Origin of the sequence: Burkholderia sp. WP42 (assembly GCF_000745665.1) — a bacterium.
Lineage (GTDB): Bacteria > Pseudomonadota > Gammaproteobacteria > Burkholderiales > Burkholderiaceae > Burkholderia > Burkholderia vietnamiensis.
This window is the reverse complement of the sequence record NZ_JQJT01000003.1, coordinates 427,507-451,138: the sequence shown is the minus strand read 5'-3', so window position 1 is coordinate 451,138 and position 23,632 is coordinate 427,507. Positions and strand designations below refer to the sequence as shown.

The 23,632-nt window shown below is 60.4% G+C and carries 27 protein-coding genes and 1 pseudogene; 18 read left to right on the top strand and 10 right to left on the bottom strand.

Annotated features, from left to right (window positions below; all coding sequences use genetic code 11):
• Window positions 1–71 precede the first annotated feature (71 nt).
• Window positions 72–671 (top strand): aminoacyl-tRNA hydrolase, encoded by a 600-nt coding sequence (pth, locus tag EX20_RS02070; RefSeq protein WP_034192563.1) that lies wholly within the window; start codon window positions 72–74, stop codon window positions 669–671.
• Window positions 672–804: 133 nt separating this feature from the next.
• Window positions 805–1,872 carry a histidinol-phosphate transaminase gene (gene hisC, locus EX20_RS02065; protein WP_034192562.1) on the top strand — a complete coding sequence of 356 codons (1,068 nt, stop codon included), beginning with the start codon at window positions 805–807 and terminating at the stop codon, window positions 1,870–1,872.
• Window positions 1,873–1,942: 70 nt separating this feature from the next.
• On the opposite strand, the gene EX20_RS02060 is transcribed toward hisC, so the two are convergent.
• A complete protein-coding gene (locus EX20_RS02060) occupies window positions 1,943–2,209 on the bottom strand; it encodes a YfhL family 4Fe-4S dicluster ferredoxin (protein ID WP_011886070.1) in 267 nt (88 codons plus the stop codon).
• A 184-nt stretch (window positions 2,210–2,393) separates the two neighbouring features.
• Here EX20_RS02060 and EX20_RS30110 point away from each other — a divergent pair.
• The 5 genes and pseudogenes from EX20_RS30110 to EX20_RS02040 form a co-directional block, all read left to right on the top strand.
• Window positions 2,394–2,468 (top strand): annotated as a pseudogene (locus tag EX20_RS30110) (ferredoxin); the annotation flags it as partial.
• A 191-nt stretch (window positions 2,469–2,659) separates the two neighbouring features.
• A complete protein-coding gene (locus tag EX20_RS02055) occupies window positions 2,660–3,322 on the top strand; it encodes a hypothetical protein (RefSeq protein ID WP_034192561.1) in 663 nt (220 codons plus the stop codon).
• A 109-nt stretch (window positions 3,323–3,431) separates the two neighbouring features.
• Entirely contained in the window at window positions 3,432–4,325 is an 894-nt protein-coding gene (locus EX20_RS31675; protein ID WP_131929065.1) for a hypothetical protein, read from the top strand.
• A 170-nt stretch (window positions 4,326–4,495) separates the two neighbouring features.
• Window positions 4,496–4,888, top strand: coding sequence for a hypothetical protein (locus EX20_RS02045; protein WP_230681370.1), 393 nt, complete (start codon window positions 4,496–4,498; stop codon window positions 4,886–4,888).
• Between the two features lie 122 nt (window positions 4,889–5,010).
• Window positions 5,011–5,478 (top strand): hypothetical protein, encoded by a 468-nt coding sequence (locus EX20_RS02040; RefSeq protein WP_227747590.1) that lies wholly within the window; start codon window positions 5,011–5,013, stop codon window positions 5,476–5,478.
• Here EX20_RS02040 and EX20_RS02035 read toward each other — a convergent pair.
• Window positions 5,470–6,072: an MASE1 domain-containing protein gene (locus EX20_RS02035; RefSeq protein WP_034192558.1), complete on the bottom strand. Its 603-nt coding sequence runs from the start codon at window positions 6,070–6,072 to the stop codon at window positions 5,470–5,472. The two genes, EX20_RS02040 and EX20_RS02035, sit on opposite strands and share 9 nt — an antisense overlap.
• A 101-nt stretch (window positions 6,073–6,173) precedes the next feature.
• On the opposite strand from EX20_RS02035, the gene EX20_RS02030 reads away from it, so the two are divergent.
• Window positions 6,174–6,521 carry a winged helix-turn-helix domain-containing protein gene (locus EX20_RS02030; protein WP_012214169.1) on the top strand — a complete coding sequence of 116 codons (348 nt, stop codon included), beginning with the start codon at window positions 6,174–6,176 and terminating at the stop codon, window positions 6,519–6,521.
• A gap of 496 nt (window positions 6,522–7,017) precedes the next feature.
• Here EX20_RS02030 and EX20_RS02025 read toward each other — a convergent pair whose 3' ends face one another.
• Complete coding sequence (locus tag EX20_RS02025) at window positions 7,018–7,584, bottom strand: tyrosine-type recombinase/integrase (RefSeq protein ID WP_034192557.1); 567 nt, start codon at window positions 7,582–7,584, stop codon at window positions 7,018–7,020.
• 538 nt (window positions 7,585–8,122) lie between these two features.
• Complete coding sequence (locus EX20_RS02020) at window positions 8,123–8,626, bottom strand: hypothetical protein (protein ID WP_034192556.1); 504 nt, start codon at window positions 8,624–8,626, stop codon at window positions 8,123–8,125.
• Window positions 8,627–8,739: 113 nt separating this feature from the next.
• Here EX20_RS02020 and EX20_RS02015 point away from each other — a divergent pair, with 113 nt between their 5' ends.
• The 4 genes from EX20_RS02015 (at window position 8,740) to EX20_RS02005 (ending at window position 11,122) form a co-directional block, all read left to right on the top strand.
• On the top strand, window positions 8,740–9,186 hold the full coding sequence (locus EX20_RS02015) for a DUF6641 family protein (protein WP_034192555.1): 447 nt from the start codon (window positions 8,740–8,742) through the stop codon (window positions 9,184–9,186).
• A gap of 361 nt (window positions 9,187–9,547) precedes the next feature.
• Complete coding sequence (locus EX20_RS02010; RefSeq protein WP_034192554.1) at window positions 9,548–10,165, top strand: hypothetical protein; 618 nt, start codon at window positions 9,548–9,550, stop codon at window positions 10,163–10,165.
• Between the two features lie 103 nt (window positions 10,166–10,268).
• Window positions 10,269–10,817 (top strand): hypothetical protein, encoded by a 549-nt coding sequence (locus tag EX20_RS31670; protein ID WP_131929066.1) that lies wholly within the window; start codon window positions 10,269–10,271, stop codon window positions 10,815–10,817.
• Between the two features lie 119 nt (window positions 10,818–10,936).
• Complete coding sequence (locus tag EX20_RS02005; protein WP_034192579.1) at window positions 10,937–11,122, top strand: hypothetical protein; 186 nt, start codon at window positions 10,937–10,939, stop codon at window positions 11,120–11,122.
• A 142-nt stretch (window positions 11,123–11,264) separates the two neighbouring features.
• Here the strand turns inward: EX20_RS02005 and EX20_RS02000 are convergent, their stop codons facing one another.
• The 3 genes from EX20_RS02000 to rsmD all read right to left on the bottom strand — a co-directional run bounded on the left by EX20_RS02000 (window position 11,265) and on the right by rsmD (window position 13,675).
• Window positions 11,265–12,251, bottom strand: a complete 987-nt coding sequence (locus EX20_RS02000; RefSeq protein WP_034192553.1) for a tyrosine-type recombinase/integrase — start codon at window positions 12,249–12,251, stop codon at window positions 11,265–11,267.
• Window positions 12,252–12,451: 200 nt separating this feature from the next.
• On the bottom strand, window positions 12,452–12,949 hold the full coding sequence (coaD, locus tag EX20_RS01995; RefSeq protein WP_006398238.1) for a pantetheine-phosphate adenylyltransferase: 498 nt from the start codon (window positions 12,947–12,949) through the stop codon (window positions 12,452–12,454).
• 111 nt (window positions 12,950–13,060) lie between these two features.
• A complete protein-coding gene (gene rsmD / locus EX20_RS01990) occupies window positions 13,061–13,675 on the bottom strand; it encodes a 16S rRNA (guanine(966)-N(2))-methyltransferase RsmD (RefSeq protein ID WP_011886071.1) in 615 nt (204 codons plus the stop codon).
• 201 nt (window positions 13,676–13,876) lie between these two features.
• Here rsmD and ftsY point away from each other — a divergent pair, with 201 nt between their 5' ends.
• Window positions 13,877–15,010, top strand: a complete 1,134-nt coding sequence (gene ftsY, locus EX20_RS01985) for a signal recognition particle-docking protein FtsY (protein WP_011886072.1) — start codon at window positions 13,877–13,879, stop codon at window positions 15,008–15,010.
• Window positions 15,011–15,094: 84 nt separating this feature from the next.
• Here the strand turns inward: ftsY and maiA are convergent, their stop codons facing one another.
• Window positions 15,095–15,739, bottom strand: a complete 645-nt coding sequence (gene maiA, locus EX20_RS01980; RefSeq protein ID WP_011886073.1) for a maleylacetoacetate isomerase — start codon at window positions 15,737–15,739, stop codon at window positions 15,095–15,097.
• Window positions 15,740–15,933: 194 nt separating this feature from the next.
• Here maiA and ybiB point away from each other — a divergent pair, with 194 nt between their 5' ends.
• Both ybiB and leuA read left to right on the top strand, forming a co-directional pair.
• Window positions 15,934–16,911 (top strand): DNA-binding protein YbiB, encoded by a 978-nt coding sequence (gene ybiB / locus EX20_RS01975; protein ID WP_011886074.1) that lies wholly within the window; start codon window positions 15,934–15,936, stop codon window positions 16,909–16,911.
• 448 nt (window positions 16,912–17,359) lie between these two features.
• Window positions 17,360–19,006 (top strand): 2-isopropylmalate synthase, encoded by a 1,647-nt coding sequence (gene leuA, locus EX20_RS01970; protein ID WP_011886075.1) that lies wholly within the window; start codon window positions 17,360–17,362, stop codon window positions 19,004–19,006.
• Between the two features lie 140 nt (window positions 19,007–19,146).
• Here the strand turns inward: leuA and EX20_RS01965 are convergent, their stop codons facing one another.
• Together EX20_RS01965 and EX20_RS01960 are read right to left on the bottom strand one after the other, a co-directional pair.
• On the bottom strand, window positions 19,147–19,530 hold the full coding sequence (locus EX20_RS01965) for a nuclear transport factor 2 family protein (protein ID WP_011886076.1): 384 nt from the start codon (window positions 19,528–19,530) through the stop codon (window positions 19,147–19,149).
• Between the two features lie 45 nt (window positions 19,531–19,575).
• The gene (locus EX20_RS01960; protein ID WP_011886077.1) at window positions 19,576–20,145 is read right to left on the bottom strand and encodes an acyloxyacyl hydrolase; all 570 of its coding nucleotides are present in this window, start codon (window positions 20,143–20,145) and stop codon (window positions 19,576–19,578) included.
• A 360-nt stretch (window positions 20,146–20,505) separates the two neighbouring features.
• Here EX20_RS01960 and rpoH point away from each other — a divergent pair, with 360 nt between their 5' ends.
• The 3 genes from rpoH (at window position 20,506) to EX20_RS01945 (ending at window position 23,628) form a co-directional block, all read left to right on the top strand.
• Window positions 20,506–21,441 carry an RNA polymerase sigma factor RpoH gene (gene rpoH, locus EX20_RS01955; protein WP_014723678.1) on the top strand — a complete coding sequence of 312 codons (936 nt, stop codon included), beginning with the start codon at window positions 20,506–20,508 and terminating at the stop codon, window positions 21,439–21,441.
• A 338-nt stretch (window positions 21,442–21,779) separates the two neighbouring features.
• Window positions 21,780–22,058, top strand: coding sequence for a cytochrome oxidase putative small subunit CydP (gene cydP / locus EX20_RS01950; protein ID WP_011886079.1), 279 nt, complete (start codon window positions 21,780–21,782; stop codon window positions 22,056–22,058).
• Window positions 22,048–23,628 (top strand): cytochrome ubiquinol oxidase subunit I, encoded by a 1,581-nt coding sequence (locus tag EX20_RS01945; protein ID WP_011886080.1) that lies wholly within the window; start codon window positions 22,048–22,050, stop codon window positions 23,626–23,628. Before cydP ends, EX20_RS01945 begins: the two co-directional genes overlap by 11 nt.
• Window positions 23,629–23,632: the final 4 nt, after the last annotated feature.

The window sequence follows — 23,632 nt, the reverse complement described above, 5'->3', positions numbered from 1 at the left end:
AACCCGCCGCGGCTCGCCCGGCGGGTTTTTCTTTTTTGCGCCCAGGCGGGCGCTGCCGCCTACGAAACGTCATGATCAAACTGATCGTCGGCCTCGGCAATCCCGGGGCGGAATACACCGCGACGCGCCACAACGCCGGCTTCTGGCTGATCGACCAGCTCGCCCGCGAGGCCGGCACGACGCTGCGCGACGAGCGCCGCTTTCACGGCTTTTATGCGAAAGCGCGCCTGCACGGCGAGGAAGTGCATCTGCTCGAGCCGCAAACCTACATGAACCGTTCCGGCCAGTCGGTCGTCGCGGTCGCGAGTTTCTTCAAGATCCTGCCAGATCAGATCCTCGTCGCGCACGACGAGCTCGATCTGCCGCCCGGCACCGTGAAGCTGAAGCTCGGCGGCGGCAGCGGCGGCCACAACGGGCTGAAGGACATCTCCGCGCACCTGTCGTCGCAGCAGTACTGGCGGCTGCGTATCGGCATCGGCCATCCGCGCGATCTGATCCCGGAAGGCGCACGTGCCGGCGCGAAGCCCGACGTCGCGAACTTCGTGCTGAAGCCGCCGCGACGCGAGGAGCAGGACGTGATCGACGCATCGATCGAGCGCGCGCTCGCCGTGATGCCGATGATCGTCAAGGGCGAGCTCGAGCGCGCGACGATGCAGCTGCATCGCAACTGACCGGCCGCAGCACCGGCGCCGCACCACGCGCGGCCCGGCTGACGCGCCGCGCGTCCGTGCGCCGTCGGCGCAATTGCGCACCGCAGCGCTCACATGCGGTACTCTGGCTGTTTTGCCTGTCAGGAGCCAAGCGGTGAGCCGTTACTGGAGCGACGTCGTTCAGCAACTCGTGCCTTACGTGCCGGGCGAACAGCCCGCACTCGCACACCCCGTCAAGCTGAACACCAACGAGAATCCCTATCCGCCGTCTCCGCGCGTCGTCGCGGCGATCGCCCGCGAACTCGGCGACACCGGCGACACGCTGCGCCGCTATCCCGATCCGCTCGCGCGTGCGCTGCGCGAGACGGTCGCGGCCCATCACCGCATCAAGCCCGAACAGGTTTTCGTCGGCAACGGCTCGGACGAAGTGCTCGCGCACGCGTTCCACGCGCTGCTCAAGCACGACCGGCCGCTGCGCTTCCCGGACATCTCGTACAGCTTCTACCCGACCTACGCGCGGCTGTACGGCGTGCAGACGGCCATCGTGCCGCTCGCGGACGATTTCTCGATCCGCGTCGACGACTATCTCGACGACGCCGGCGGCGTGCTGTTTCCGAACCCGAACGCGCCGACCGGGCGCGCGCTGCCGCTCGCGGACATCGAACGAATCGCGGCGGCGAACCCGTCGTCGGTCGTGCTGATCGACGAGGCCTATGTCGATTTCGGCGCGCAATCGGCGATCACGCTGATCGATCGTCATCCGAACCTGCTGGTCGTGCACACGACGTCGAAGGCGCGCTCGCTGGCGGGCATGCGCGTCGGCTTCGCGTTCGGCCATGTCGATCTGATCGATGCGCTGAACCGCGTGAAGGACAGCTTCAACTCGTATCCGCTCGACCGGCTCGCGCAGGTCGCCGCGCAGGCCGCATACGAGGACACCGACTATTTCGCCGCGACCTGCCGTCGCGTGATCGACAGCCGGACGCGGCTCACGCACGCGCTCGGGGCGCTCGGTTTCGACGTCGTGCCGTCGGCCGCGAACTTCGTGTTCGCGCGCCATCCGGCGCACGATGCGGGCACGCTCGCGGCCACGCTGAAGGATCGGGAGATTTTCGTGCGGCATTTCCGCGCGCCGCGCATCGACCAGCATCTGCGCATCACGGTCGGCACCGATGCCGAATGCGACGCGCTCGTCGCGGCCTTGCGTGAAATGATCGGCTGAACACCGGAAGGACGCCGGCGCGCGGCTGCGCCGGCCGAAGAAACGGTGACGCGCCCGCGTCACCGCGACATCACTGCGCGCCGTCGCCCTTCGCGGCGATCAACGCGTGATACTTCTCCATCAACTGCGCGTGCGATTCCTCATGCTGCGGATCGCGCGGAATGCATTCGACCGGACACACCTGCTGGCACTGCGGTTCGTCGAAATGGCCGACGCATTCGGTGCACTTGCCGGGATCGATCACGTAAATGTCCGGGCCCATCGAAATCGCGCCGTTCGGGCACTCGGGCTCGCACACGTCGCAATTGATGCACTCGTCGGTAATCATCAAAGCCATGCTGCCACCAACTTTCCTAGAAAAAACAATACATTATAGCTTTTCAGCCTTCCGCACGGTCGTGCAAAATTCCCCGAAATCCATGTTTTTGAGTTGCGGCTGAGTTGCATAGGTGTTGCAGATTTTGCAGCGCGCAAAGTCGAGATAGCACGCCAGGCCATGAGCAACAAGACGTTTTCCGCACAATTGCGACGTTTGCGAGCCCGAGTGCCCGAACGGCGCGATTTCGATGGGCCCGGAAATCGACGTGATCGACCCGACATGACTCAGCAGTAACCTGAATTGTCGGTGTAACCGACAACTCCCTTACGGTTTGGCTTAACGAGCCGCCAAGCGTTTAGCTGGCCTGTTCGACACAAGCGCAGCCTCAAGCTCAAGCGAAGCGCCAGAACGCCGTTAAACCGATTTAGCCACACTACGCTCGACCTTCTCAAACTTCGCCCGCGCCCCATGACTGACATCGCACTCACCCGAAAATTCGGCGAACCCTTCCCTATCTTTGAATCGATCGAAGCAGCATACGACGCGATCGTCAAAGCGGCGTTTCGGCTTTACATCATCATTCAGCCCGAGAAGTCAGCGGAGGACTTTCGAGACGAAGTCCTCATGCCAATAGCCCTGTCATCTAGCGAAAACCCAGCGCAGATCGAAGTTCAGGCGCTCAAGAACCACACCAAGCATTCGTTCATCATTTACATGCGAGCAATCAGTCGAGCTTGCGCCTATGCTCAGGAAGCAGAAAACGCTCACAGAGATGGCCGGGACAGCGAAGGATGGTCCCATATCGGCAATGCACACTACCAGTTGGGTTTCGCTGAGGGTATCTTCATGCTGGAGCCCGCCTTGGCGAGCGTCATTTCGGCACAAAACCGGTCAAGTGCTTCCGTGCGCGATACGACACAATACGAACCGCTTCGCAAACTGGCACGCGAGTTGGCTGAGGCTGGCAACTACAAGAGCAAGCGGAATGCAGCGCTCTCGATCAAGGACCGGATCATCGCAGAGTCGCGCAAGACTGGCGCGAACATGTCCGAAATGCAGGCGGAGAAAACGATTACCGGATGGCTTGGCGGCATGACGTTTGCGCGCAAACAGGGAACTTCTGCAAGCTGACGGTGTGCTCCCGCGGGCAGGACCGCTATTTTCAAGTCTCGCTCCGAAATAAAGTTCGTTTCGTCGATTCACAGAACGACGATTAACTTAACTTTACAAGGAGTGAAACATGCAAGGTATTAACGCCGCCGAAGCCATCACAAGCACCATCTCCGAAAACACCATCGATATAAAAGAGCATGCGATTGAAAAGTCGAATCTTCAATATGCATTGCAGAAATCTAAAAAATCAGAAGACTCCGTATCACAAGCAAAAGATGATCATGTTGACAGCGACAAACCACTGCCGCTCGATGAGAAAATTCTGATCCCTCTCCTTGAAAGCGAGCTCGATGCGCTTAAGAAGTATGGCGAGTCAGTTCGAAAAAATAGGGACACCTATCACGGAAAGATCCAGCAGGCTGCAATTGAAGCACTGGCAAAATGTCTTGGCCTTCGTCAGAAATATTTTAAGATTGATGACACTCTGCTGCATGACAGTATGTATGCGGCTCTATACAAAAAAGCAACGACCAAAGAATTCAAGAAGAAGCGCAAAAACACGACGGAGTACCATTTGATTTCTCGAATTTATCGCGGGGAAGAACGACGACAAGCCTCTTCGGACGCACTCATTCTTCAGCGCGCCAATAACGCTGGTCAGTCGGAACCGACCTTTGCAGCATGGGTATTGAGTGAGGGTGGGCTTGACAAGATTCGCCAGAAAATTTCAGCAGAACGCAGAAAAAACCAACCTAAGAAAGAAGAAACGAAGCCTGACACGCGAAAGATTAGCGAGAACTTCTTAGCCGCATGGAAGCAGATGCGTGCCGCCAAACTGGTCGTTTATATTAAGTCAATGGAAAAAGACGAACTTTCTAAAGTCATCGGGAAATGGGGCATTCCGTCGGCAGGAGAGTCGATGCCGATTCTTGTTTCTCAGGCCACTGACGGCTCCTTTGTGATCTCGAGATTCGATATGCGACTCGACGACGAAAAACCGTCTGCCAACGACTATTTGTAATACGGTGATATAAAATGTCTGTTGACCAGACATTTTGCCAAGATATTTCTTGATGACCCAATAACCCCTCGCTACCCTCTTTTTATCCCGGCATCGGGCTTGATGCCGTTTCGATATAAAAGAACGTAGCTTGGGGTTAAATGTTCGCGATCACACGATTCCACAACTTCATGTCACTGTATCAAGGGCGGTACGCTAGCGCCCTTGCAAAATCGCTCGGCACGTCGGTGTTCGCGGCGAAGGCGCTCGACATCGCACTGTCCACCGGCGAAATCTCGCTAGGTAAGCTGCATCTGCTGCTCGGTTGCAGTCGCGGGCAGGCGGTCGGTGCCGCGTTTGATCTGCACGAACGTGGATTGGCCGCCATGAAGCGCCGGAACGCCGAATACTTCCTCGCGCCCATAGATGCGCGCTGCGAAGCTGCCCGACTGTACCGCGCCAAGCTGGAACGACTCTGCCGTGACATGGGCCCATATGGTGTTCTGGAACAAACGCTGCCTGTTTTGCAGGCAAGCTTCATGGAAGCCCTGACTGCGATGGAAGCAAGGCGACGCAGACGATAACACCATCGACAGACTAAGCCAGTGTATTTGTTTGGGCGAGCTCTTGTACTTGCTCTTCTGGTGCTATAATTTTTATATCGTTATAAATTTCATATCGCAACAACCCTAATCCGGCCCACGCCATGCGCGACTACCCACGGCAAGATATGTACGCGATCACCCACTTTCACAATTTCATGTCCTTGTACCAAGGACGCTTCGCAACCGCCCTTGCGAAAACCCTCAATACATCGGTGTTCGCAGCAAGTGCCCTCGACATCGCGCTGGCGACAGGTGCTATCTCACTCGACAAGCTGCATCTGCTGCTAGGATGCAGCCGAGGTCAGGCGATCGGCGGCGCTTTCGATCTGCAGGAACAAGGACTCGCCAAGGACATCGAATCCACGAAAAGCCAGAGTGGGGAATACTTCCTCGTTCCCATCGATGAGCGATGCGAGGCTGCCCGGCTCTACCGGACAAAGCTGGAAAAGTTAAGCCGACAGCAGGGCTTGTCTGATGCCTTCGACAAAACGCTGCCCGCTTTACAGGCAATCTTCCTGGAAGCGCTGTCCGCAATGGAAGGCAAACATATCAATCAAAGCTCATCCTGATACGATCCGTTTGTCCCCATCGGCACGGTCTTTCCGCGTCATGTTGCGACGCTCGGCCGCGCCTGGAAGTACCGACAGCAGTATCTTGATGGTGTACAGGATGATTAGAGTGCCAGACAGATCACCGACGAACATGGCAAAGAATCGTTCGCCAATGTTCGTCGTTTGCCCGCGCAACGCCAACCAAATGTTAGTCAACAGCGGGTTCGCAACGGAAAAGGCAAGGGCTAGGATAAGCAATCGCTTCGGCGTGAGATTGGTCAGCGAGGCATGCAGGCCGTAATGCTCTCTTGCAAGCCGATATGTTGCATAGGGAGCAACCGTCGCAATTATGCCACCAGCTATCGAGCGGATCGGATCGTTAGGAAAGAAGTACAGGAAGTCCACCAGCCAGCTTGCTACAAGCAGGCCGATAGCGCCATCGCTACCGAGCAGCAATGTCGCAAGAAGCCTGACGCCCGACGGCAAGTAGATCCAGTTCACGCCACGCACGAACTCCGAATGCGTGAACACCTCTTGATTCACCCAGAGCGAAACAACGAAAACCAAGGCAGTGCCGATGACCGATGCCAACCGTAAGCGCCAGTTGCTCATTGAAGTACAATTCCCCGTTCCGATGTACACCGCCGACGCGTCGATCTTCGTTTTCCGTACGGCGGTGTGAGCGTTCTGGTCAACGGAGCGTCGGACTCGATATGACACGCCCAGCTGATATCTACTTACGCTTTCTGCAACTTACCGAAGCCTTACGCGGACTTCCGTCGCTACCGGCGCTTGACCCACTCGAAGAAAAGATCCTCGAGTTCGTTGCTCGCATGACGCAAAAAAACGAGCGCCTCTCCGTACGCGACATGATGGCACAGAGTGATCTCGGTTCGCCGGCAACACTGCACGCCCGACTCAAGTCGATGCGTGAAAAAGGGTGGCTCACACTTGGCGACACCGACGACTCGCGGCGCAAACAGATCGAACTCACTCCTGCCGCCCTAAAGCATTTCGATAAACTCGCCGAGGCGTTCGCCAGAGCCGCCAAGGGTACCTGACTTCCCCCTGGATTGTCGGTTAAACCGACAATTCGATCCGCCGCTCCGGAAACTTACGGAACAGGCTTCATAGTGCCGTGACCTCCGCAACGCAAGCAACCGTCGTTGCTGCTCCAATTGTGGTTCGTACAGCGATGATCGCGGCATCCGACAGCGCCGCATTTCGTGCACCGATAGAGGGTCGCAGAGTGCTGTCCTGCTTGGTTGAGAATACGACCTGCGCAACTAGCCATGAGATTTTCTCCGTAGGTTTTCTATACGTTCGTGACCCTGAACAGGTCTGCTTTGTCGGCCGACGCAAACCGGGCAATGCCAATGCGCCGATTGAATAGCTGGACTGCTTTCGCGAAATATTGCTGATCGGTCATCCGGCGCATGTCCTGTCCGAGCGACCAGCCGTTACCGAGTACGTTCGTCAGGTCAGGTCTGTTCTCGCGCCTGAACGCTAGCGCAAACCGGCGACGCGCTTCTAACTGAGCAGGATTCGCACGCCTCATCACACGAGGTCCACGGCCTTGCGCTGCATGTCGTCGTTGACGTCGATGTATCGCTGCGTAGTTGAAATATCTCGATGCCCTGCGAGCGACATCAACACGCGGACGCCGACGCCCTTGTTCGCCAGATTCGTGATGAACGAACGTCGACCTGAATGACTGCTCGCGCCGTGGATACCCGCTTCCTTATAGAGCCAGTGGAAATACTGACAGAGCGTATTGGGCGTGAACCCGGCCCGCTTCTGCGTATAAAACAGCGGGCCGTCGAGCTTCGGGTTCTTCAAGCTCGAAACATACCCGGCCAACTCGCGCCGCAATTTCTGCCCGAGGAAAACCGTGCGCGCATGTCGGCCCTTGGTCTGCTCGGGAGCAAGCCGAATTTCTGACTTGATCGAACCGTCCGTATCAAGCACATCTCGCACAAGCAACGCGGCGACTTCTCCTACACGCATGCCAGCCCAGTGCGTCAGGAGCACCATCACTCGGTTACGCAACGCATGGCGTCGCAACGAGACGTAGGTCAGTACCTGCTTGAGTTCCTTTTCCGTAAATGTCTTGGCCTGCTTCATTTCGCCCCTGAACAAACAAAATCTATGTCCAGAGGATGTATTCTTTAGTTTTACGGATCAACAAAGGAATGACACCACGTAGATGTCAGAGAAAACAAGCGCTTACGCGATAACAAAAGGTTTTAGCAAAAACCTTTTGTTTCGACCTGTTGCAGAAATGAGATGTCGGTTAAACCGACAAGTGACGCGTGTGCTGCCGCTGAAATTGTCGGTTGACCGGATAAATTTCCGTGCAAGGAGCGCCGTTGAAGTGGGATCGGAAGTAAGGAGGGAAGCAGGAGAGGAGCGGATGTGATGTGCATCTGGTTATTTCCTATCGCATGCTCTATCCGCTCCTTGTTCGCCGTATTGCTCACATGCAGGTGTCTGTAATTTCTTCTGGTCGTTCTTCATGGGATCTATCAGAGGAGCTATTCATCGGAATCTATAACCGTAGTAAATCATTAAAGAGCCTCGCCTGCAGAGACTCTTCGCAATGAAAGCTGCGAAGGGCACTTAGGCCAACGACACAGCTAGGCAACAGAGCAAATAAGCTGCTTTATTGTTTACGTGGATGGACGTTGTCGTAGTCCACGTTGTCGGAGTCACCCTTTCCGACTTCCTTGGTGATGTAATCGATCCAGCCATCGCCATACATCGGTTGCACGTCAATCTGGACATTGCCAAATCCGGTTTGTAACCAAGCAGTGCGGATCGCAGCCGTGATCAGCGCGTCGTCAGCACCCTCACAAAAGTTACCCATCATGCAGTGGTAGTGAAGCCCCTTGTCAGTTGCAATGCCTTCGATAACCGGCACTACATGAACAGTTTTCCCGTATCGCTTCGCAGCATGTCCATATACCATCGCGTTCAGACGCTTCATGAAGTGAGCAAAATTCGCGCTGGCCTCAATTTGCGTCAGACGCTGGACCGTCTGCCCTTTATCGGTCATAACTGTACGTGACTGCTTCATCGTGAGCGTTACCGCATGGGTGAAATTCGGCGCAATCTGGAGCATCCAGCTACGGGTCTCTTCCTGAATTCGTTGTTGATCATTTTTCATAGCCGTATTTATTACGGCCAGGACAAAACAGCCGATATAACTCAGAAATTCTGTTGATTTCGCCAGTGGCCGAATACATCCTCCTCTGTATCGAAACGACATAGGAGAAGTACATGAGCGCAATCGCAAATCTGAAGATCGTCGCCGCAAAACGACCCGGTGCGCTGCCGCAGATCGTACAGCGTCGTAATCGGCTGATCGCACAGATCTGGGAACAAACGGAACTGGCGAAGGCTCAACGGGCCGGAACGTCGTTTACACCGACGAAGTTCCGTTCTGTGAAAAATGCAGAAACCGGCGAACGTCGCAGCGTTGAAGTGCAGAAGCGTGTCCGTGCTTGGTGGTGGACCGCGGAGAACGGCCGCGTCCACATGTTCGTCAAGTACGGTGCTAAGACGCTGGAACTTGCGAAGGGTAAGCAGGCTATCGAAGTCGGTACGCTGGACGATCTGATTCCAACGCTCGAAACGCTCAAGGCGGCAGTTGCTGCCGGTGAACTCGATGCTCAAATCGAAGGCGCAAGCAGCCTGATGCGCTCGGGGTTCGTCGGCAAAAAGTGACCTAAGCACTGCGGACTGCGCCTCCCAAGCAGTCCGCTCAGCATGTTGCTCATGGCCCAGTAAGTACGTACCCTGCTCTTACTCGGGTGACTTCCGACATGCAGAGACCGGCCCAGTTTCGGACAATCGACAGAGAGAGCCAGGTCGCCGACGATCAGGCTGGCCGCTGAGGCCGTTCGTGATTGAGATGCGTTCTTGGACGGAACAAGGCTTGTGGGCCGGGCGCAAATCCCTGTATCAGCTGTAAATCGGGTATATTTTTCGATATTGATCTCTGTAACACCCGTTCGCGCACGTACGCGCCTTACTTTGCTACGACTAACGTCAGCGAGGCGGCAACCGCGTCGCCAGGAGGAAGGACATGTCGCTGTTGAATTTCCTCAAGCCCAAGCGTGATGTGTCCATCGTGTTCAATCTGGACGGAACCGAAAAAATCCGGTACGGAGAGATCGACGAGGTGTTTGATCGCTTGAAGGATGTTGGCGCGGCACTAGCGCTCTTTCCCATAAAGAATATTTCCCCCCGCGATCCTTCGGCTCAATGGATGTATGCCCTAACCGACGGCATGACCGATGCGCAGGTGCAAGAAGCCTCCGACAGTATTGTCGGTCTCATGGAGACGCTCAAGTGCGGCAGTGAGGAACCCTATCACGCGGATGTTAAGGTAGCGATTAGCAAGGATGGCGCAATGTTGACGTTGAATGGAACCGAGATCGGCTTTCCCTTTCAGGGTGTAACTCAGGAACCGCCCGGCGGCCACAAGCAGCAACGCATTGCCGAGAGACGCGGCGAGAATCTATACCTCCGTCTGGTCGTCAATGACGGCGACGAAGTATATTCTGACTGTACGTGGATCATTGACCGGGCGAATCAGAAAATCAGCTTTTCTCTGAAGGAAGCGCGCTACTGGCAGGTCAAGGACTACGGCCGAGTGCTATTGAATCAGGAGATCGAAGCATCGGGAGCGGCCCGAGGATAGCGGCGAAGGGCATTCAATGCGCTTCGAGCGCGCATACATATGCCTCACACGATCACTGCCAACTTGGCTATTATCAGCCTGAATACGTTCGGGGCGTTAGAAAATGACACTCGCACCTTCCTTAACTTCACCCACCGCGCTTTATCGAAAACTTGAACGTGAGTCATATCGAGCACTCCATTCACACAGTCGCGTTCATAAGGCAGACCATTTTTTTAATTTTTGCGTTACTGCGCATGCCATGCGCGACTATGTTCTCGAGTACCTTGGCAAGATCAAACGGAAGGACCAGCAGCCATTTCATGACGAATGGAGCAAAATTCCTGCGCTTGTCGCCGTGAAAGACATTGCCAATTGCTCCAAGCATTTTGTGCTTCGTGACCGGAAGACCACAAACCGAAAACCGCCTTCCAACATGGCTGTTCGTCCGAGAAGGTCCAAATTCGTCGACGTCTACTCGAACGGCAAAGGAAAATTCGAATTCGTTGAAGTGGATAAACCTGATATTAGCATCAAACTTTCAGACGATACGGTACTGCTACTGCATGAATTAACTCATGAAATCATGAGCTATTGGCGAGAATATCTGTCTCGACTTGGAATCACCGTTCGCCGCCAACCGGTATCGCAGCTTATTGGAAATGTTGCCTAGTTACCTGTTCTCAGCAACTCCAGAAGCTGATCGGCGAATGAATTAACCGAATGTCGACCCAGGTCGATCACGATTTATGGGCGCATAAATATCGGCATCCAACGACGGAGACGATGCCCATGAGATACCACGAAATCCTGACCCAATCCGGTCTACACGAAGTCGCTGACCTTGAGCAACAGCGCATCAAAGCCCAGACGCAGGCCGCCAAGCGTCAGACGGTCGCAGCAAAGCGCGCCGACTTGACCCATCGCATCGACAAGGCGAAGAAGCAGCTCGCCGACCTCAACGCCAAGCCGATCTGATCGACATCCAGCGAATGTCGGTTAAACCGACGTTTGAAGCAGACACAAGCCCTGTTCGTACGCAATCGAACAGGGCTTCGTCATTGGAAAACCCCGTTTTTCGAGGTTTCCCGTGTGTACGGTATACACAAGTTATCACGGCTTATCCGAGCTTCTTCGCCAGTTCGCTCGCCGACGTGTGGTAGTACCGACTCAGCATCTGAACGTTGGAATGCCCGGTCACGGATGCAAGCTCGATCACGTTTGGCAGCTTTTTCGCGAGATTCGTCGTTGCCATGTGCCGCAGATCGTGAAAGTGAAAGTTTTCGATTCCAGCGCGTTTGCATGCTCGCGGCCACGCACACAAGACGACGTTCTGGCTGATCGGAATAACGCGCTCGTCGATGCGCTCCAATTCCTCCAGAATCGCAATCGCGGCCCTGCTCAACGGAACATGCCGATCCTTGCCGTTTTTCGTCATCGGCAGATAGGCCGTGCGCTGATCGAAATCGACGTGCCTCCATTCCAGTGACAGCAATTCGCCCTGCCGCATCGCTGTCTCCAGCGCAAGCTTCGCGAGCGGTAGCAACCACCTGCTCCGCAATTCGTGGCGCTCCGCATGCAGTTCATGCAAGAGGCGATCAAGCTCGGCTGGCTTCAATATGCGATTTCGACCGGGCGGCAATCGCGGCTTTTTCACGAGCTTCGCAGGATTGGTTATTGAAAGCCCCCATTCACGCTGCGCATGCGTGATCACCGCGCTGATCGTTGCGAGTTCGCGGCAGACGCACGAGTTGGTAGCAACCTTGAGACGTTGATCGCGGTAATCGGCCACCAAGCTCGCGGTCAAATTTCGCATGCAGTACTCGGCGATCTTGTGGCGCAGCATTTTGCCGATCCGATATTCTTCGCTGCGCCTGCTACGCTTGGTCGGCGTGATCGATTCCTTGTAACGCTCCAGCAGTTTGCCGAAGGTTATGTCGGTCGTGCCTGCCGGATCGACCCACGTTCCGTCGTCCATCGACGTTTCGACGGAACGTGCCCAGACTTGCCCTTCTGCCTTCGTCGCAAACGATTTGTACTGCGTAGGAAATCCCTTGCGATTGATTTTGACTTGCCAGCGTCCGCTGCGCTGACTGAATGTCGCCATGCTTTTGCCTCTGAGTTGCGGTTGAGTTGCAAAAACATGATTTCGGACAATTGGAAAAGCTGGAAAGCCTTGGGCCACGGTTAAATTAGAATCCGACCCCAATTTTCAATTGATGCACTCGTCGGTAATCATCAAAGCCATACTGATCTCACTTCTTCAAGCCCGCGGCCGGCTTCGGGGCGAAACCGGCCGGCGCCGCGTCATGCGGCCGGGCCTCCCATCGCGGCGACTTTCTCGGTCAGCCACTTCTCGACGGACGGGAACACGAACTTGCTGACATCGCCGCCCAACTGCGCGATTTCGCGCACGATCGTGCCGGAGATGAACTGGTACTGATCGGACGGCGTCATGAACATCGTCTCGACGTCGGGCAGCAGATAGCGGTTCATCCCCGCCATCTGGAACTCGTATTCGAAATCGGACACGGCACGCAGGCCGCGCACGATCACGCGTGCGTTGTTGGTGCGGACGAAGTCCTTCAACAGGCCCTTGAAGCCCATCACCTTCACGTTCGGATAGTGACCGAGCACCTCGTTCGCAATCTTCAGACGTTCTTCCAGCGAGAAGAACGGCTTCTTCGCGCGGCTGTCGGCGACGCCGACCACCAGCGTATCAAAAATGCTCGACGCACGCCGCACGAGGTCTTCGTGCCCGCGCGTCAGCGGATCGAACGTACCGGGATACACGGCGACTACCATGTCGCTCCTCCTGTCATCACGCCAACGGGGTGGCAGCCGTGCCGTGCGCACGTGGCTGCCGAGATGGGCTTGCGTCGCCTTTGGGGCGCGCCGCCTCGTATGGAACGCGCATTATTCATCATTTTCGCGTTGCAGCAAATGATAGTGAACCGCGCCTGCCTTGCCGTGCTTCACCACCTGCCAGCCGGCCAGCGCTTCGTGCGCATCGGGTTCCAGCGCCTCGCCGGTTTCGACGTACAGCGCGCCGTCCGGCGCGACGAGCGGCGCCGCCAGCGCGAGCGCGCGCGCCAGCACGGCCGGCTCGCCGAACGGCGGATCGAGGAACACGACGTCGAACGCGCCCGGCGTCAGCCCGGCCGCGAGCCGCAGCGCGTCGGCTTCCGCGACCTCGACCGAGCGCGCGCCCAGCTTGTCCTTGATCGCGCGAAGCTGCTGCGCCGCGCGCGGGTGGCGCTCGACCATCACGACGCTCGCCGCGCCGCGCGACGCGGCCTCGAAGCCGAGCGCGCCGGTGCCCGCGAACAGGTCGAGGCAGCGCCGGCCGGCGAGATCCTGGCCGAGCCAGTTGAACAGCGTCTCGCGCACGCGATCGGGGGTCGGCCGCAGGCCGTCGAGATCGAGCACGGCGAGCGGAGTGCGTTTCCAGTCACCGCCGATGATGCGGATCGTGTGCGGCTTGCCGCGGCCGGCAGAGGCCGCGGGGCGGCCGGAAGAGGAACGGGACATACGGAGTATCGACGACGGGGGAGACGGGGGCGCGCACGCGGGCGTGCCGCCAAACAGGCGCACGTTACCACAGCGGCGGCGACGGCTGACGCGACTGTCTCGCCGCACTGATAAAATGCTCGGTTTCGGCCGCCGTGCGCACGCCCGACGCCTCCCGGCGCGCCGCCATGCCGGCCCCCGCCCTCTTCCCGACGTCAAACCATGTTCAGCTTCTTCAAACGATTCAAGAAAACGCAGGAGCCCGACTCCGCGGAATCGCAACCGGCCGACGCGCCGCAGCCGGACGAGCCGTCCGCTGCGCCGGCCCCCGCCGCGCGAGCGGCGGACACTGCGCGCGCGCCCGCCGTCGTGATGACGGTCACGCCCACCAACGACGGCAGCGACGAAGTCGTCGAAGCGGTCGAGATCGTGCCGCCGCCGACGCAGGACGCGTCCGCGAAGAAGTCCTGGCTGTCGCGCCTGAAATCGGGGCTCGCGAAGACGGGCTCGAGCATCACCAGCGTGTTCGTCAACACGAAGATCGACGAGGACCTGTACGAAGAACTCGAAACCGCGCTGCTGATGTCCGATGCCGGCGTCGATGCGACCGAATACCTGCTCGGCGCGCTGCGCGAGAAGGTGCGCGTGGGCCGGCTGACCGACCCGCAGCAGGTGAAGGCGGCGCTGCACGATCTGCTCGTCGAGCTGCTGCAGCCGCTCGAGAAATCGTTGATGCTCGGCCGCGCGCAGCCGCTCGTGATGATGATCACCGGCGTGAACGGCGCGGGCAAGACGACCAGCATCGGCAAGCTCGCGAAGCATCTGCAGAGCTTCGACCAGTCGGTGCTGCTGGCCGCGGGCGACACGTTCCGCGCGGCCGCGCGCGAACAGCTGGCCGTCTGGGGCGAGCGCAACAACGTGACGGTCGTGCAGCAGGAAAGCGGCGATCCGGCCGCGGTGATCTTCGATGCGGTCAGCGCCGCGCGCGCGCGCAAGATCGACGTGATGATGGCCGACACGGCCGGCCGGTTGCCGACTCAGCTGCACCTGATGGAGGAGCTGAAAAAGGTGAAGCGCGTGATCGCGAAGGCGCACGACGGCGCGCCGCACGAGGTGCTGCTCGTGATCGACGCGAACACCGGCCAGAACGCGCTCACGCAGGTGAAGGCCTTCGACGATGCGCTCGGCCTCACCGGGCTGATCGTCACGAAGCTCGACGGCACCGCGAAGGGCGGGATCCTCGCCGCGATCGCGCGGCAGCGTCCGGTGCCCGTCTACTTCATCGGCGTCGGCGAGAAGGTCGAGGACCTGCAGCCGTTCAACGCGGTGGAATTCGCGGACGCGCTGCTCGGCTGAACGCCGTCGACACGTCCTGCAACGGGCGCCTTCGGGCGCCCGTTTTCATTGGCGGCGGCGGGCCGCGGCGACGTCAGCCGGCCATCATTCGGCGTCGGGCTGCACACCGGGCGCGGCGGCCTTGAACGCATCGAGCGTCGACGCGTAATCGGCGATCCGCCGCAGCGTCGGGAAGCGCGTCGTATCGATCGAGAAACGGTCGGCGTTGAACATCTGCGGCACGATGCAGATATCGGCGAGCGTCGGCGAGTCGCCGAAGCAGAGCTTGCCGGTGCGCGGATCGTTCGCGAGACGCGTCTCGAGCGACGCGAAGCCCGCGTCGATCCAGTGCCGATACCATTCGCTCTTCGCGTCCTCGGACACTTGCAGCGTGTGCTTCAGGTACTTCAACACGCGCAGGTTGTTCAGCGGATGGATCTCGCACGCGATCTGCAGCGCGATCGCGCGCACATACGCGCGGTCGGCCGGCGCCTTCGGCAGCAACGCGGGCTCGGGGTGCATTTCGTCGAGATACTCGATGATCGCGAGCGACTGCTGCAGCGTCGCGTCGCCGTCGATCAGCGTCGGCACGACCGCATCCGGATTCACCGCGCGGTATGCGTCCTTCAGTTGCTCGCCGCCGTCGCGCAGCATGTGCACGGGCACCGTGTCGAACGGCAGCTGCTTCAGGTTCAGGGCGATCCGTACGCGGTAAGACGCGGAACTGCGGAAATAGCTGTAGAGCTTCATCGGTTGTCTCTCGTAATCGTATTCGGCCGGCGCCGCCGGGCGGAAGCCGCGATGCGCCGCCGGGGACTCCGAGTTTAGCGCGCCGCACCGCGTCGGCATACGCGGCCGCGCTTGCGCGACGCGCGCCCGTGCGATACTCGGGCATTCCTCACCGCTCAGCGCGCGGCCCGATGCCGGCCGCCCGCCCCGTCACGATGACCGCTTCCCAAGACTCCACAGCCGCTTCGCCGTTCCCGTGCGCCCGCTTCATCAAGGAAATCGGCCGCGGTCCGCACGGCGCACGCGCGCTGTCGGCCGAAGACACGTTCGAGCTCTATCGCGCGATGCTCGATGCGCGCGTGTCGGACGTCGAACTCGGCGCAATCCTGATCGCATATCGACTGAAGGGCGAAACCGCCGACGAGCTGGCGGCGATGCTGGCCGCCGCACAGGCGTCGTTCGAACCCGTGCACGTGCAGGACGCGGCGTTCCGGCCGGTGTCGATCCCGAGCTACAACGGCGCGCGCAAGCAACCCAATCTCGTGCCGCTGCTCGCGCTGCTGCTCGCGCGCGAAGGCGTGCCGGTGCTGGTGCACGGCGTCGAGCGCGATCCCGGCCGGGTGACCAGCGCGGAGATCTTTGCGGCGCTGTCGATCGCGTCGGCAAGCTCGCACGACGCAATCGAAGACACGCTCGCCGAACGCCGCGTCGCCTTCGCGCCGATCGACGTGCTGGCGCCGCGCATTGCGCGTCTGCTGTCGCTGCGCGCCGTGCTCGGCGTGCGCAACTCCACGCATACGCTGGTCAAGATCCTGCAGCCGTTCGCACCGGCCGGCCTGCGGCTCGTCAATTACACGCATCCGCCGTACCGCGACAGCCTCGCGCAACTGTTTCGCGAGCATCCGGAAGCGGCGCTCGGCGGCGCGCTGCTCGCGCGCGGCACCGAAGGCGAGGCGGTGGCCGACACGCGCCGCCAGGTGCAGGTCGACTGGCTGCACGACGGCATCTGCGACACGCTGATCGCGGCCGAGCGCTCGTCGGACGACGCGCCGCCCGTCGCGCTGCCGGAATCGCGCGACGCCGCGACGACGGCCGCGTGGACCGGCGCCGTGCTGCGCGGCGAGGTGCCGGTGCCCGACGCGCTCGCGCGTCAGGTCGAAACGATCGTGCGGCTGACGCGGCTCGCACCGTGACGGGCCTCCGCGGGCGGCGCGCTGTCGTGCCGGCCGCTGACGTATCGGCCGCTGTCGTGCCGGCCATTCGGCCGACTATCCAGGCCGCGATTTTCCCGACCATTTGACACGCGCTGGCATCCTGGCATAGAGTTCTCGCCATGCGTTCCTTTCCGAACCCCCTCCGAATTACCTCCGGCCGCCTAGCGCGGTCGCTATCGCTACGACTAGCCTAAGGCTGTCCTAGCGCCGTGTGCTGTCCGCACGGTCCCTCCCTGCAGTTCCTCGCAGCACCTTTCTCGCAGTTTTTACAACCCGAAGTCGTCAGCATTCGTCCGTCTATCCGTCGGTCGATTCGCGAAGATCATCCGCATCTGCTGCGCGCGTTGCGCGCGCCGGTGCGAGGCAGCGCCAACCGTCGCCCATGCCGCCCGTCTTCGCTCGCGACTTGAGACCCGAGGTCCAGAAGATGAAGCGCAATCCGCAAGACAAGTACCGTCCGTTCGAACCCGTCCGCATCAATGGCCGCCGTTGGCCGACCCGCACCATCGAGCGTGCGCCGGTCTGGATGAGCACCGACCTGCGTGACGGCAACCAGTCGCTGATCGAGCCGATGAGCATCGAGCAGAAGCTGGAGTTCTTCGACATGCTGGTCGCGATCGGTTTCAAGGAAATCGAAGTCGGTTTTCCGTCGGCGTCGCAAACCGACTTCGATTTCGTCCGCAAGCTGATCGACGAAAAGCGCATTCCGGACGACGTGACGATCGAAGTGCTCGTGCAGTCGCGCGAAGACCTGATCGCACGCACGTTCGATGCGCTCGACGGCGTGCCGCGCGCGATCGTCCATCTGTACAACGCGATCTGCCCGTCGTTCCGGCGCATCGTGTTCGGGATGTCGAAGGACGACGTGAAGGCGCTCGCGGTCGACGGCACGCGGCTCATCAAGGAGCACGCGGCCGCCCGCCCGGACACGCACTGGACCTATCAATACTCGCCGGAAACCTTCAGCATGACCGAGCTGACGTTCGCGCGCGAAGTGTGCGACGCGGTCGCGCAGGCCTGGCGCCCGACGCGCGATCACAAGATGATCGTGAACCTGCCGGCGACCGTCGAAGCGGCGACCCCGAACGTGTTCGCCGACCAGATCGAGTGGATGGACCGCAATCTCGCGTACCGCGACAGCATCGTGTTGTCCGTGCATCCGCACAATGATCGCGGCACCGCGGTAGCCGCCGCCGAGCTGGCGCTGCTCGCGGGCGCCGATCGCATCGAGGGCTGCCTGTTCGGCAACGGCGAGCGCACCGGCAACGTCGATCTCGTCACGCTCGCGCTGAACCTCTATACGCAGGGCATCGACCCCGGCCTCGATTTCTCCGACATCGACGCGGTGCGCCGCGTGGTCGAGCGCTGCAACCAGATTCCGGTGCATCCGCGCCATCCGTACGCGGGCGATCTCGTGTTCACCGCCTTCTCCGGCTCGCACCAGGACGCGATCCGCAAGGGCTTCGCGCAGCAGCGCCCGGACGCCGTATGGGAAGTGCCGTATCTGCCGATCGACCCGGCCGACCTCGGCCGCAGCTATGACGCGGTGATCCGCGTGAACAGCCAGTCCGGCAAGGGCGGCGCGACGTTCCTGCTCGAACGCGGGATGGGCTTCACGCCGACGCGCCGCGTGCAGATCGAGTTCAGCCACGCCGTGCAGACGCTCGCCGACGCCTCCGGCGAAGAAGTGACCGGCGACGCGATCTGCGCGCTGTTCGCCCGAGAATTCTTCGAGACCGACGGGCCGGCCGCGCGCCACGGCGATACGGCGCGCTGGAGCAATCGCGACCTCGCGTACGCAGCGCCGGCCAACGCCGCGCCCGAAGAGGTCGTGCAGCAGGCGGCCGCGGCCTTCGCGGGCGCCGCCGGCGCGCCGATCGAGGTCGCGTCGTGCGAACACACGCGCACGACGGACGGCCGGATTGCGATATCGGTCGGCTGCCGGGTCGGCGATGCGCCGCTGCGGCATGGCGTCGGCGTGCATGCCGACGTGGCGAGCGCCGCGCTCGATGCGCTCGTGAGCGCGATCAACCGGTCGGCGTGGCACTGCGCTGACCGCCGTGCGGCGGCCTGAACGGGCTGCGGGAACAGGTTCAAAGGTCAGCGAGCGGTGCGTGACCGCCCGTGCACCGCGCGATCCGCGCTGCACGGGCCAATGAAAAGCGGCTCAGAAAGCCGCTTCGGTCGGGACACGAAAACGAGCGCCACGCGCGCTCATGTCTCGGTCGCGCATCGCGTCGCCTGCCACGCGAGCAGACGCCACTGCCCGTGCTCATGGGTATGGACGGCCGTATAGGCAATCGGAAACACCAGGCCGCCGTTGTTGGTTTCCATCTCGATCAGCGCGCGCCCGGTGACGACGCAGGTTGCGTCGCCGACGGGCAGCAGGTCCTGCGACTGGATCTCGATCTGGCGGTAGCGGCGGCGGCCGGCGACGATGGCGTCGATGAACTGCTGCTTGGTCTCGCGCTTGCCGTTGGTGTGCACGAAGAACACCTTGTCGGACAATTGCGCGTCGAGCGCCTCGCCGTCCCCATCGACCATCGCTCGGAACCGATCGCGCTCGAGTGCGCGAATCGCATCGACCACCTTCGCCATCGCCTGACTCCTCGGCAACGCGCCCGCCGTGGGCGGGCGTGCGGATCAGAAGTTGTACTGCAGGTAGAACTGGTGGAAATTTATACCAGGATTCGGCTCTTTGATACCCGCGTTAGACACATGTTCGAAACGGTAGCCGACCTGATACTGTTGCCGTTGGCCGAACTCCACGCCGACGCCTGCGGTCGGCGCGAACTGGAACGCCGTCGACAGCGAGAAATGATCGGAGATCGTCGGATGCGTGAGCACCCGCACGCCGCCGCCGGCCTCGATGAACGGACGGATCTGCCCCGCGCTCTTGACGAAGCGGAACATCGGCGTCACTCCGAATTCGCCGATGTTGCTGTGGACGTTGCCGCCCGTATGCCAGTAGCCGGCATGCCCTTCGACCACGAAAGCGAAGTGCCACCCGCCGATTTCCCACCAGTTCCAGCCCGGATCCCACACGACGCCGAGATCGCCCTTGTCGACGCCGTGGCGATCGGAGAAACCGCCGCCGGCCTGAATCCCCCAACGATCGGCGCACGCGGCTCCCGATCCGGCCAGCAGCGACGCCGTGAGCAACGCATGCAAGGCAAGCCGGCTACGGGGCCGACGGTTCTTCTTGTTGTTCATCTAACACTCCAACTTTATGGGTTGAATGTGGGCCTTGCCGCACCGGCCGGGCCCGAGCGAACAGAATGGTATGGTAAAGGACTTTTCGGATCGGCATCACGAAGTGAAATGGTTTCCTTCCGAAACAACAAAAATCGAAAACCTGTACTGATTACCAACAAAAACAACGCTTTACGGAACTTCGCCCGAGTTGGCGAGTCGCACGATATACTATCAACATGGGCATTCCGATAGAAAACGGGAACTTCGATGCCCACCCGCGCTCTAAGGAATTAGCACTCGGATTACGGGAGTGCTAAGATGAGACTCGGAATCTCGTCCGAGACCAGGGGTTTGTCCCTGATTCCAAAGGAGTTTTTAGTGAGCCACGCCCTGACCCTTCCGAACACCCTGAGCCCGACGCCGGCCAAGGCCGCATCGGCAGGCTCGCTGGCGCTCGCAACCCAATCGCTGTTGCCGGGCCAGTTGGGCAACATCGACGCCTATATCCAGGCCGTCAACCGGATTCCCCTGCTGAGCGCCGAGGAAGAACGCCGGTATGCGACCGAGTTCCGCGAGGACAACAACCTCGACGCGGCACGCAAGCTCGTGCTGTCGCACCTGCGGCTCGTCGTGTCGATCGCGCGCAACTATCTCGGTTACGGCCTGCCGCACGGCGACCTGATCCAGGAAGGCAACATCGGCCTGATGAAGGCGGTGAAGCGGTTCGACCCTGCGCAAAACGTGCGCCTGGTGTCGTACGCGATCCACTGGATCAAGGCGGAGATCCACGAGTACATCCTGCGCAACTGGCGCATGGTGAAGGTCGCGACGACGAAGGCGCAGCGCAAGCTGTTCTTCAACCTGCGCAGCCACAAGAAGAGCATGCAGGCGATGACGCCGGAGGAAATCGACGGCCTCGCGCAGGAGCTCAACGTCAAGCGCGAAGAAGTGACCGAGATGGAAACGCGCCTGTCGGGTGGCGACATCGCGCTCGAAGGCCAGGTCGAAGACGGCGAGGAAGCATACGCGCCGATCGCGTATCTGGCCGACTCGCACAACGAGCCGACCGCCGTGCTCGCCGCGCGCCAACGCGACATGCTGCAGACGGACGGCATCGCGCAAGCGCTCGAGGCACTCGACGCGCGCAGCCGTCGCATCATCGAGGCGCGCTGGCTGAACGTCGACGACGACGGCTCGGGCGGCTCGACGCTGCACGACCTCGCGGCCGAATTCGGCGTGTCCGCAGAGCGCATTCGTCAGATCGAAGCGAGCGCAATGAAAAAGATGCGCACTGCACTCGCCGAGTACGCATAAGCGCCGGCATAAGCACCGGCAATTCAGCGCGCTTCACGCAAAAACCGCTGCCAAACGGCAGCGGTTTTTTTTGCACTTATGATTGCCGCCTTTCCGCCGTTAATAGACATATTCGATTGGGTATCGGCAGGCTGCGAGCCCCTTCCGCACAACCTTGATCTGCCTCAATCTTTGGCCGGCAGTTCGCGACGGTCTGCCGCAGCGCGACACTCGGCATCGTAAGGCGCGCAATCTAAAATTGGCATGTCGGCTTAAAAGGATTAAAACACCTTCATTGCGGTCATAAATCCGACGTAAAGTCGCCCCCAAACCACACACGTCGATTCAGGATAATTACCTTGATCTCGATCAATAAAGAGCCTGCGCCGCCCCCCGCGCAGGCCGCCGCCCCGATCGGCTGGCGCACGCGCATCGTCGCGTGGGCGCGAGGGCCCACATTGATGCGCGACATCACGCTGCTATTGATCGTCAAGCTGATCCTCCTGATGTCGCTCAAATACGCATTTTTCAATCATCCGCAGGCTGCGCACATGTCGCTTCCGCCTGCCGTCGTCGCCGAGAAGCTGCTCTCGGTGCCGGCGCCTGCATCCACCGAGGGAGACCACCATGATAAGTAGCGAAGTAGTCGATCTGTCACGTCTGCAGTTCGGCATCACGGCGCTCTACCACTTCTTGTTTGTGCCGTTGACGCTCGGCATGTCCTGGCTGCTCGTCATCATGGAAGCGGTATACGTGATGACCGGCAAACAGGTCTACAAGGACATGACGCAGTTCTGGGGCAAGCTGTTCGGTATCAACTTTGCGATGGGCGTGACCACCGGGATCACGATGGAATTCCAGTTCGGTACGAACTGGTCGTACTACTCGCACTACGTCGGTGACATCTTCGGCGTGCCGCTCGCGGTCGAAGGCCTGATGGCGTTCTTCCTCGAATCGACGTTCGTCGGCCTGTTCTTCTTCGGCTGGAACCGGCTGTCGAAGGTCAAGCACCTGATCGTGACGTTCCTCGTCGCGCTCGGCTCGAACCTCTCCGCGCTGTGGATTCTGGTGGCGAACGGCTGGATGAACAATCCGGTCGGCGCCGAGTTCAACTACCAGACGATGCGCATGGAGATGACGAGCTTGTTCGACGTGGTGTTCAACCCCGTCGCGCAGGTCAAGTTCGTGCATACCGTGTCGGCCGGCTACGTGTCGGCGGCGATGTTCGTGCTCGGCGTGTCGTCGTGGTACCTGCTGCGCAAGCGCGACGTCGACTTCGCGCTGCGCTCGTTCGCGGTCGCGGCCGGCTTCGGCCTCGCGGCGACGCTGTGCGTGATCGTGCTCGGCGACGAGTCGGGCTATACGACCGGCGAAGTGCAGAAGATGAAGCTCGCCGCGATCGAATCCGAATGGGAAACGCAGCCGGCGCCCGCCTCGTTCACGCTGATCGGCATGCCGAATCAGGAAGAACAGCGCACCGACTACGCGATCAAGATCCCGTACGCGCTCGGCCTGATCGCGACGCGCTCGATCGACGAACCGGTGACCGGCCTGCGCGATCTCGCCAAGCTCAGCGAGGAGCACATCCAGAGCGGGATGATCGCGTACGGCGCACTGCAGAAGATGAAGCAGGGCGACAAGAGCGACGCAACCCGCGCGTTGTTCGACCAGCACAAGCAGTATCTCGGCTACGGGCTGATGCTCAAGCAGTTCACGCCGAACGTGACCGATGCGACGCCGGACCAGATCAAGGCCGCGGCGAAGAAGACGATCCCGCCGGTGGCGCCCGTGTTCTTCTCGTTCCGGATCATGGTGGCTCTCGGCTTCCTGTTCGTCGCGACGTTCGTTACCGCGTTCTGGCTGTGCGCGCGCCGTCAGCTGCTGCAGGACAACCGCCGCTGGTTCCTCCGCTATGCGGTGTGGGCGATCCCGCTGCCGTGGATCGCGATCGAATTCGGCTGGATCGTCGCCGAGCTCGGCCGTCAGCCGTGGACGATCGCGGGCGTGCTGCCGACCCATCTGTCCTCGTCCAGCCTGCAAGTGAACGACCTGTACCTGAGTATCGCCGGCTTCGTGCTGTTCTACACGGCACTGTTCATCATCGAAATCAAGCTGATGTTCAAGTACGCGCGCCTCGGCCCGTCGTCGCTGCATACCGGCCGCTATCACCACGAACTCGCCCCGGCTGGCGAGCGTGCCTCGGTTTGAGCAC

Coding starts and splice junctions, on each gene's coding strand:
- ftsY (WP_011886072.1), top strand. CDS start 13,877: ATGTTCAGCTTCTTCAAACGATTCAAGAAAACGCAGGAGCCCGACTCC.
- EX20_RS02040 (WP_227747590.1), top strand. CDS start 5,011: ATGCGCGACTACCCACGGCAAGATATGTACGCGATCACCCACTTTCAC.
- pth (WP_034192563.1), top strand. CDS start 72: ATGATCAAACTGATCGTCGGCCTCGGCAATCCCGGGGCGGAATACACC.
- EX20_RS01960 (WP_011886077.1), bottom strand. CDS start 20,145: ATGAACAACAAGAAGAACCGTCGGCCCCGTAGCCGGCTTGCCTTGCAT.
- EX20_RS02030 (WP_012214169.1), top strand. CDS start 6,174: ATGACACGCCCAGCTGATATCTACTTACGCTTTCTGCAACTTACCGAA.
- EX20_RS01945 (WP_011886080.1), top strand. CDS start 22,048: ATGATAAGTAGCGAAGTAGTCGATCTGTCACGTCTGCAGTTCGGCATC.
- EX20_RS02010 (WP_034192554.1), top strand. CDS start 9,548: ATGTCGCTGTTGAATTTCCTCAAGCCCAAGCGTGATGTGTCCATCGTG.
- EX20_RS02020 (WP_034192556.1), bottom strand. CDS start 8,626: ATGAAAAATGATCAACAACGAATTCAGGAAGAGACCCGTAGCTGGATG.
- EX20_RS31675 (WP_131929065.1), top strand. CDS start 3,432: ATGCAAGGTATTAACGCCGCCGAAGCCATCACAAGCACCATCTCCGAA.
- ybiB (WP_011886074.1), top strand. CDS start 15,934: ATGACCGCTTCCCAAGACTCCACAGCCGCTTCGCCGTTCCCGTGCGCC.
- EX20_RS02025 (WP_034192557.1), bottom strand. CDS start 7,584: ATGAAGCAGGCCAAGACATTTACGGAAAAGGAACTCAAGCAGGTACTG.
- EX20_RS02005 (WP_034192579.1), top strand. CDS start 10,937: ATGAGATACCACGAAATCCTGACCCAATCCGGTCTACACGAAGTCGCT.
- EX20_RS02015 (WP_034192555.1), top strand. CDS start 8,740: ATGAGCGCAATCGCAAATCTGAAGATCGTCGCCGCAAAACGACCCGGT.
- rsmD (WP_011886071.1), bottom strand. CDS start 13,675: ATGTCCCGTTCCTCTTCCGGCCGCCCCGCGGCCTCTGCCGGCCGCGGC.
- EX20_RS02045 (WP_230681370.1), top strand. CDS start 4,496: ATGTCACTGTATCAAGGGCGGTACGCTAGCGCCCTTGCAAAATCGCTC.
- EX20_RS02060 (WP_011886070.1), bottom strand. CDS start 2,209: ATGGCTTTGATGATTACCGACGAGTGCATCAATTGCGACGTGTGCGAG.
- EX20_RS02055 (WP_034192561.1), top strand. CDS start 2,660: ATGACTGACATCGCACTCACCCGAAAATTCGGCGAACCCTTCCCTATC.
- leuA (WP_011886075.1), top strand. CDS start 17,360: ATGAAGCGCAATCCGCAAGACAAGTACCGTCCGTTCGAACCCGTCCGC.
- EX20_RS31670 (WP_131929066.1), top strand. CDS start 10,269: ATGACACTCGCACCTTCCTTAACTTCACCCACCGCGCTTTATCGAAAA.
- coaD (WP_006398238.1), bottom strand. CDS start 12,949: ATGGTAGTCGCCGTGTATCCCGGTACGTTCGATCCGCTGACGCGCGGG.
- maiA (WP_011886073.1), bottom strand. CDS start 15,739: ATGAAGCTCTACAGCTATTTCCGCAGTTCCGCGTCTTACCGCGTACGG.
- EX20_RS01965 (WP_011886076.1), bottom strand. CDS start 19,530: ATGGCGAAGGTGGTCGATGCGATTCGCGCACTCGAGCGCGATCGGTTC.
- EX20_RS02035 (WP_034192558.1), bottom strand. CDS start 6,072: ATGAGCAACTGGCGCTTACGGTTGGCATCGGTCATCGGCACTGCCTTG.
- EX20_RS02000 (WP_034192553.1), bottom strand. CDS start 12,251: ATGGCGACATTCAGTCAGCGCAGCGGACGCTGGCAAGTCAAAATCAAT.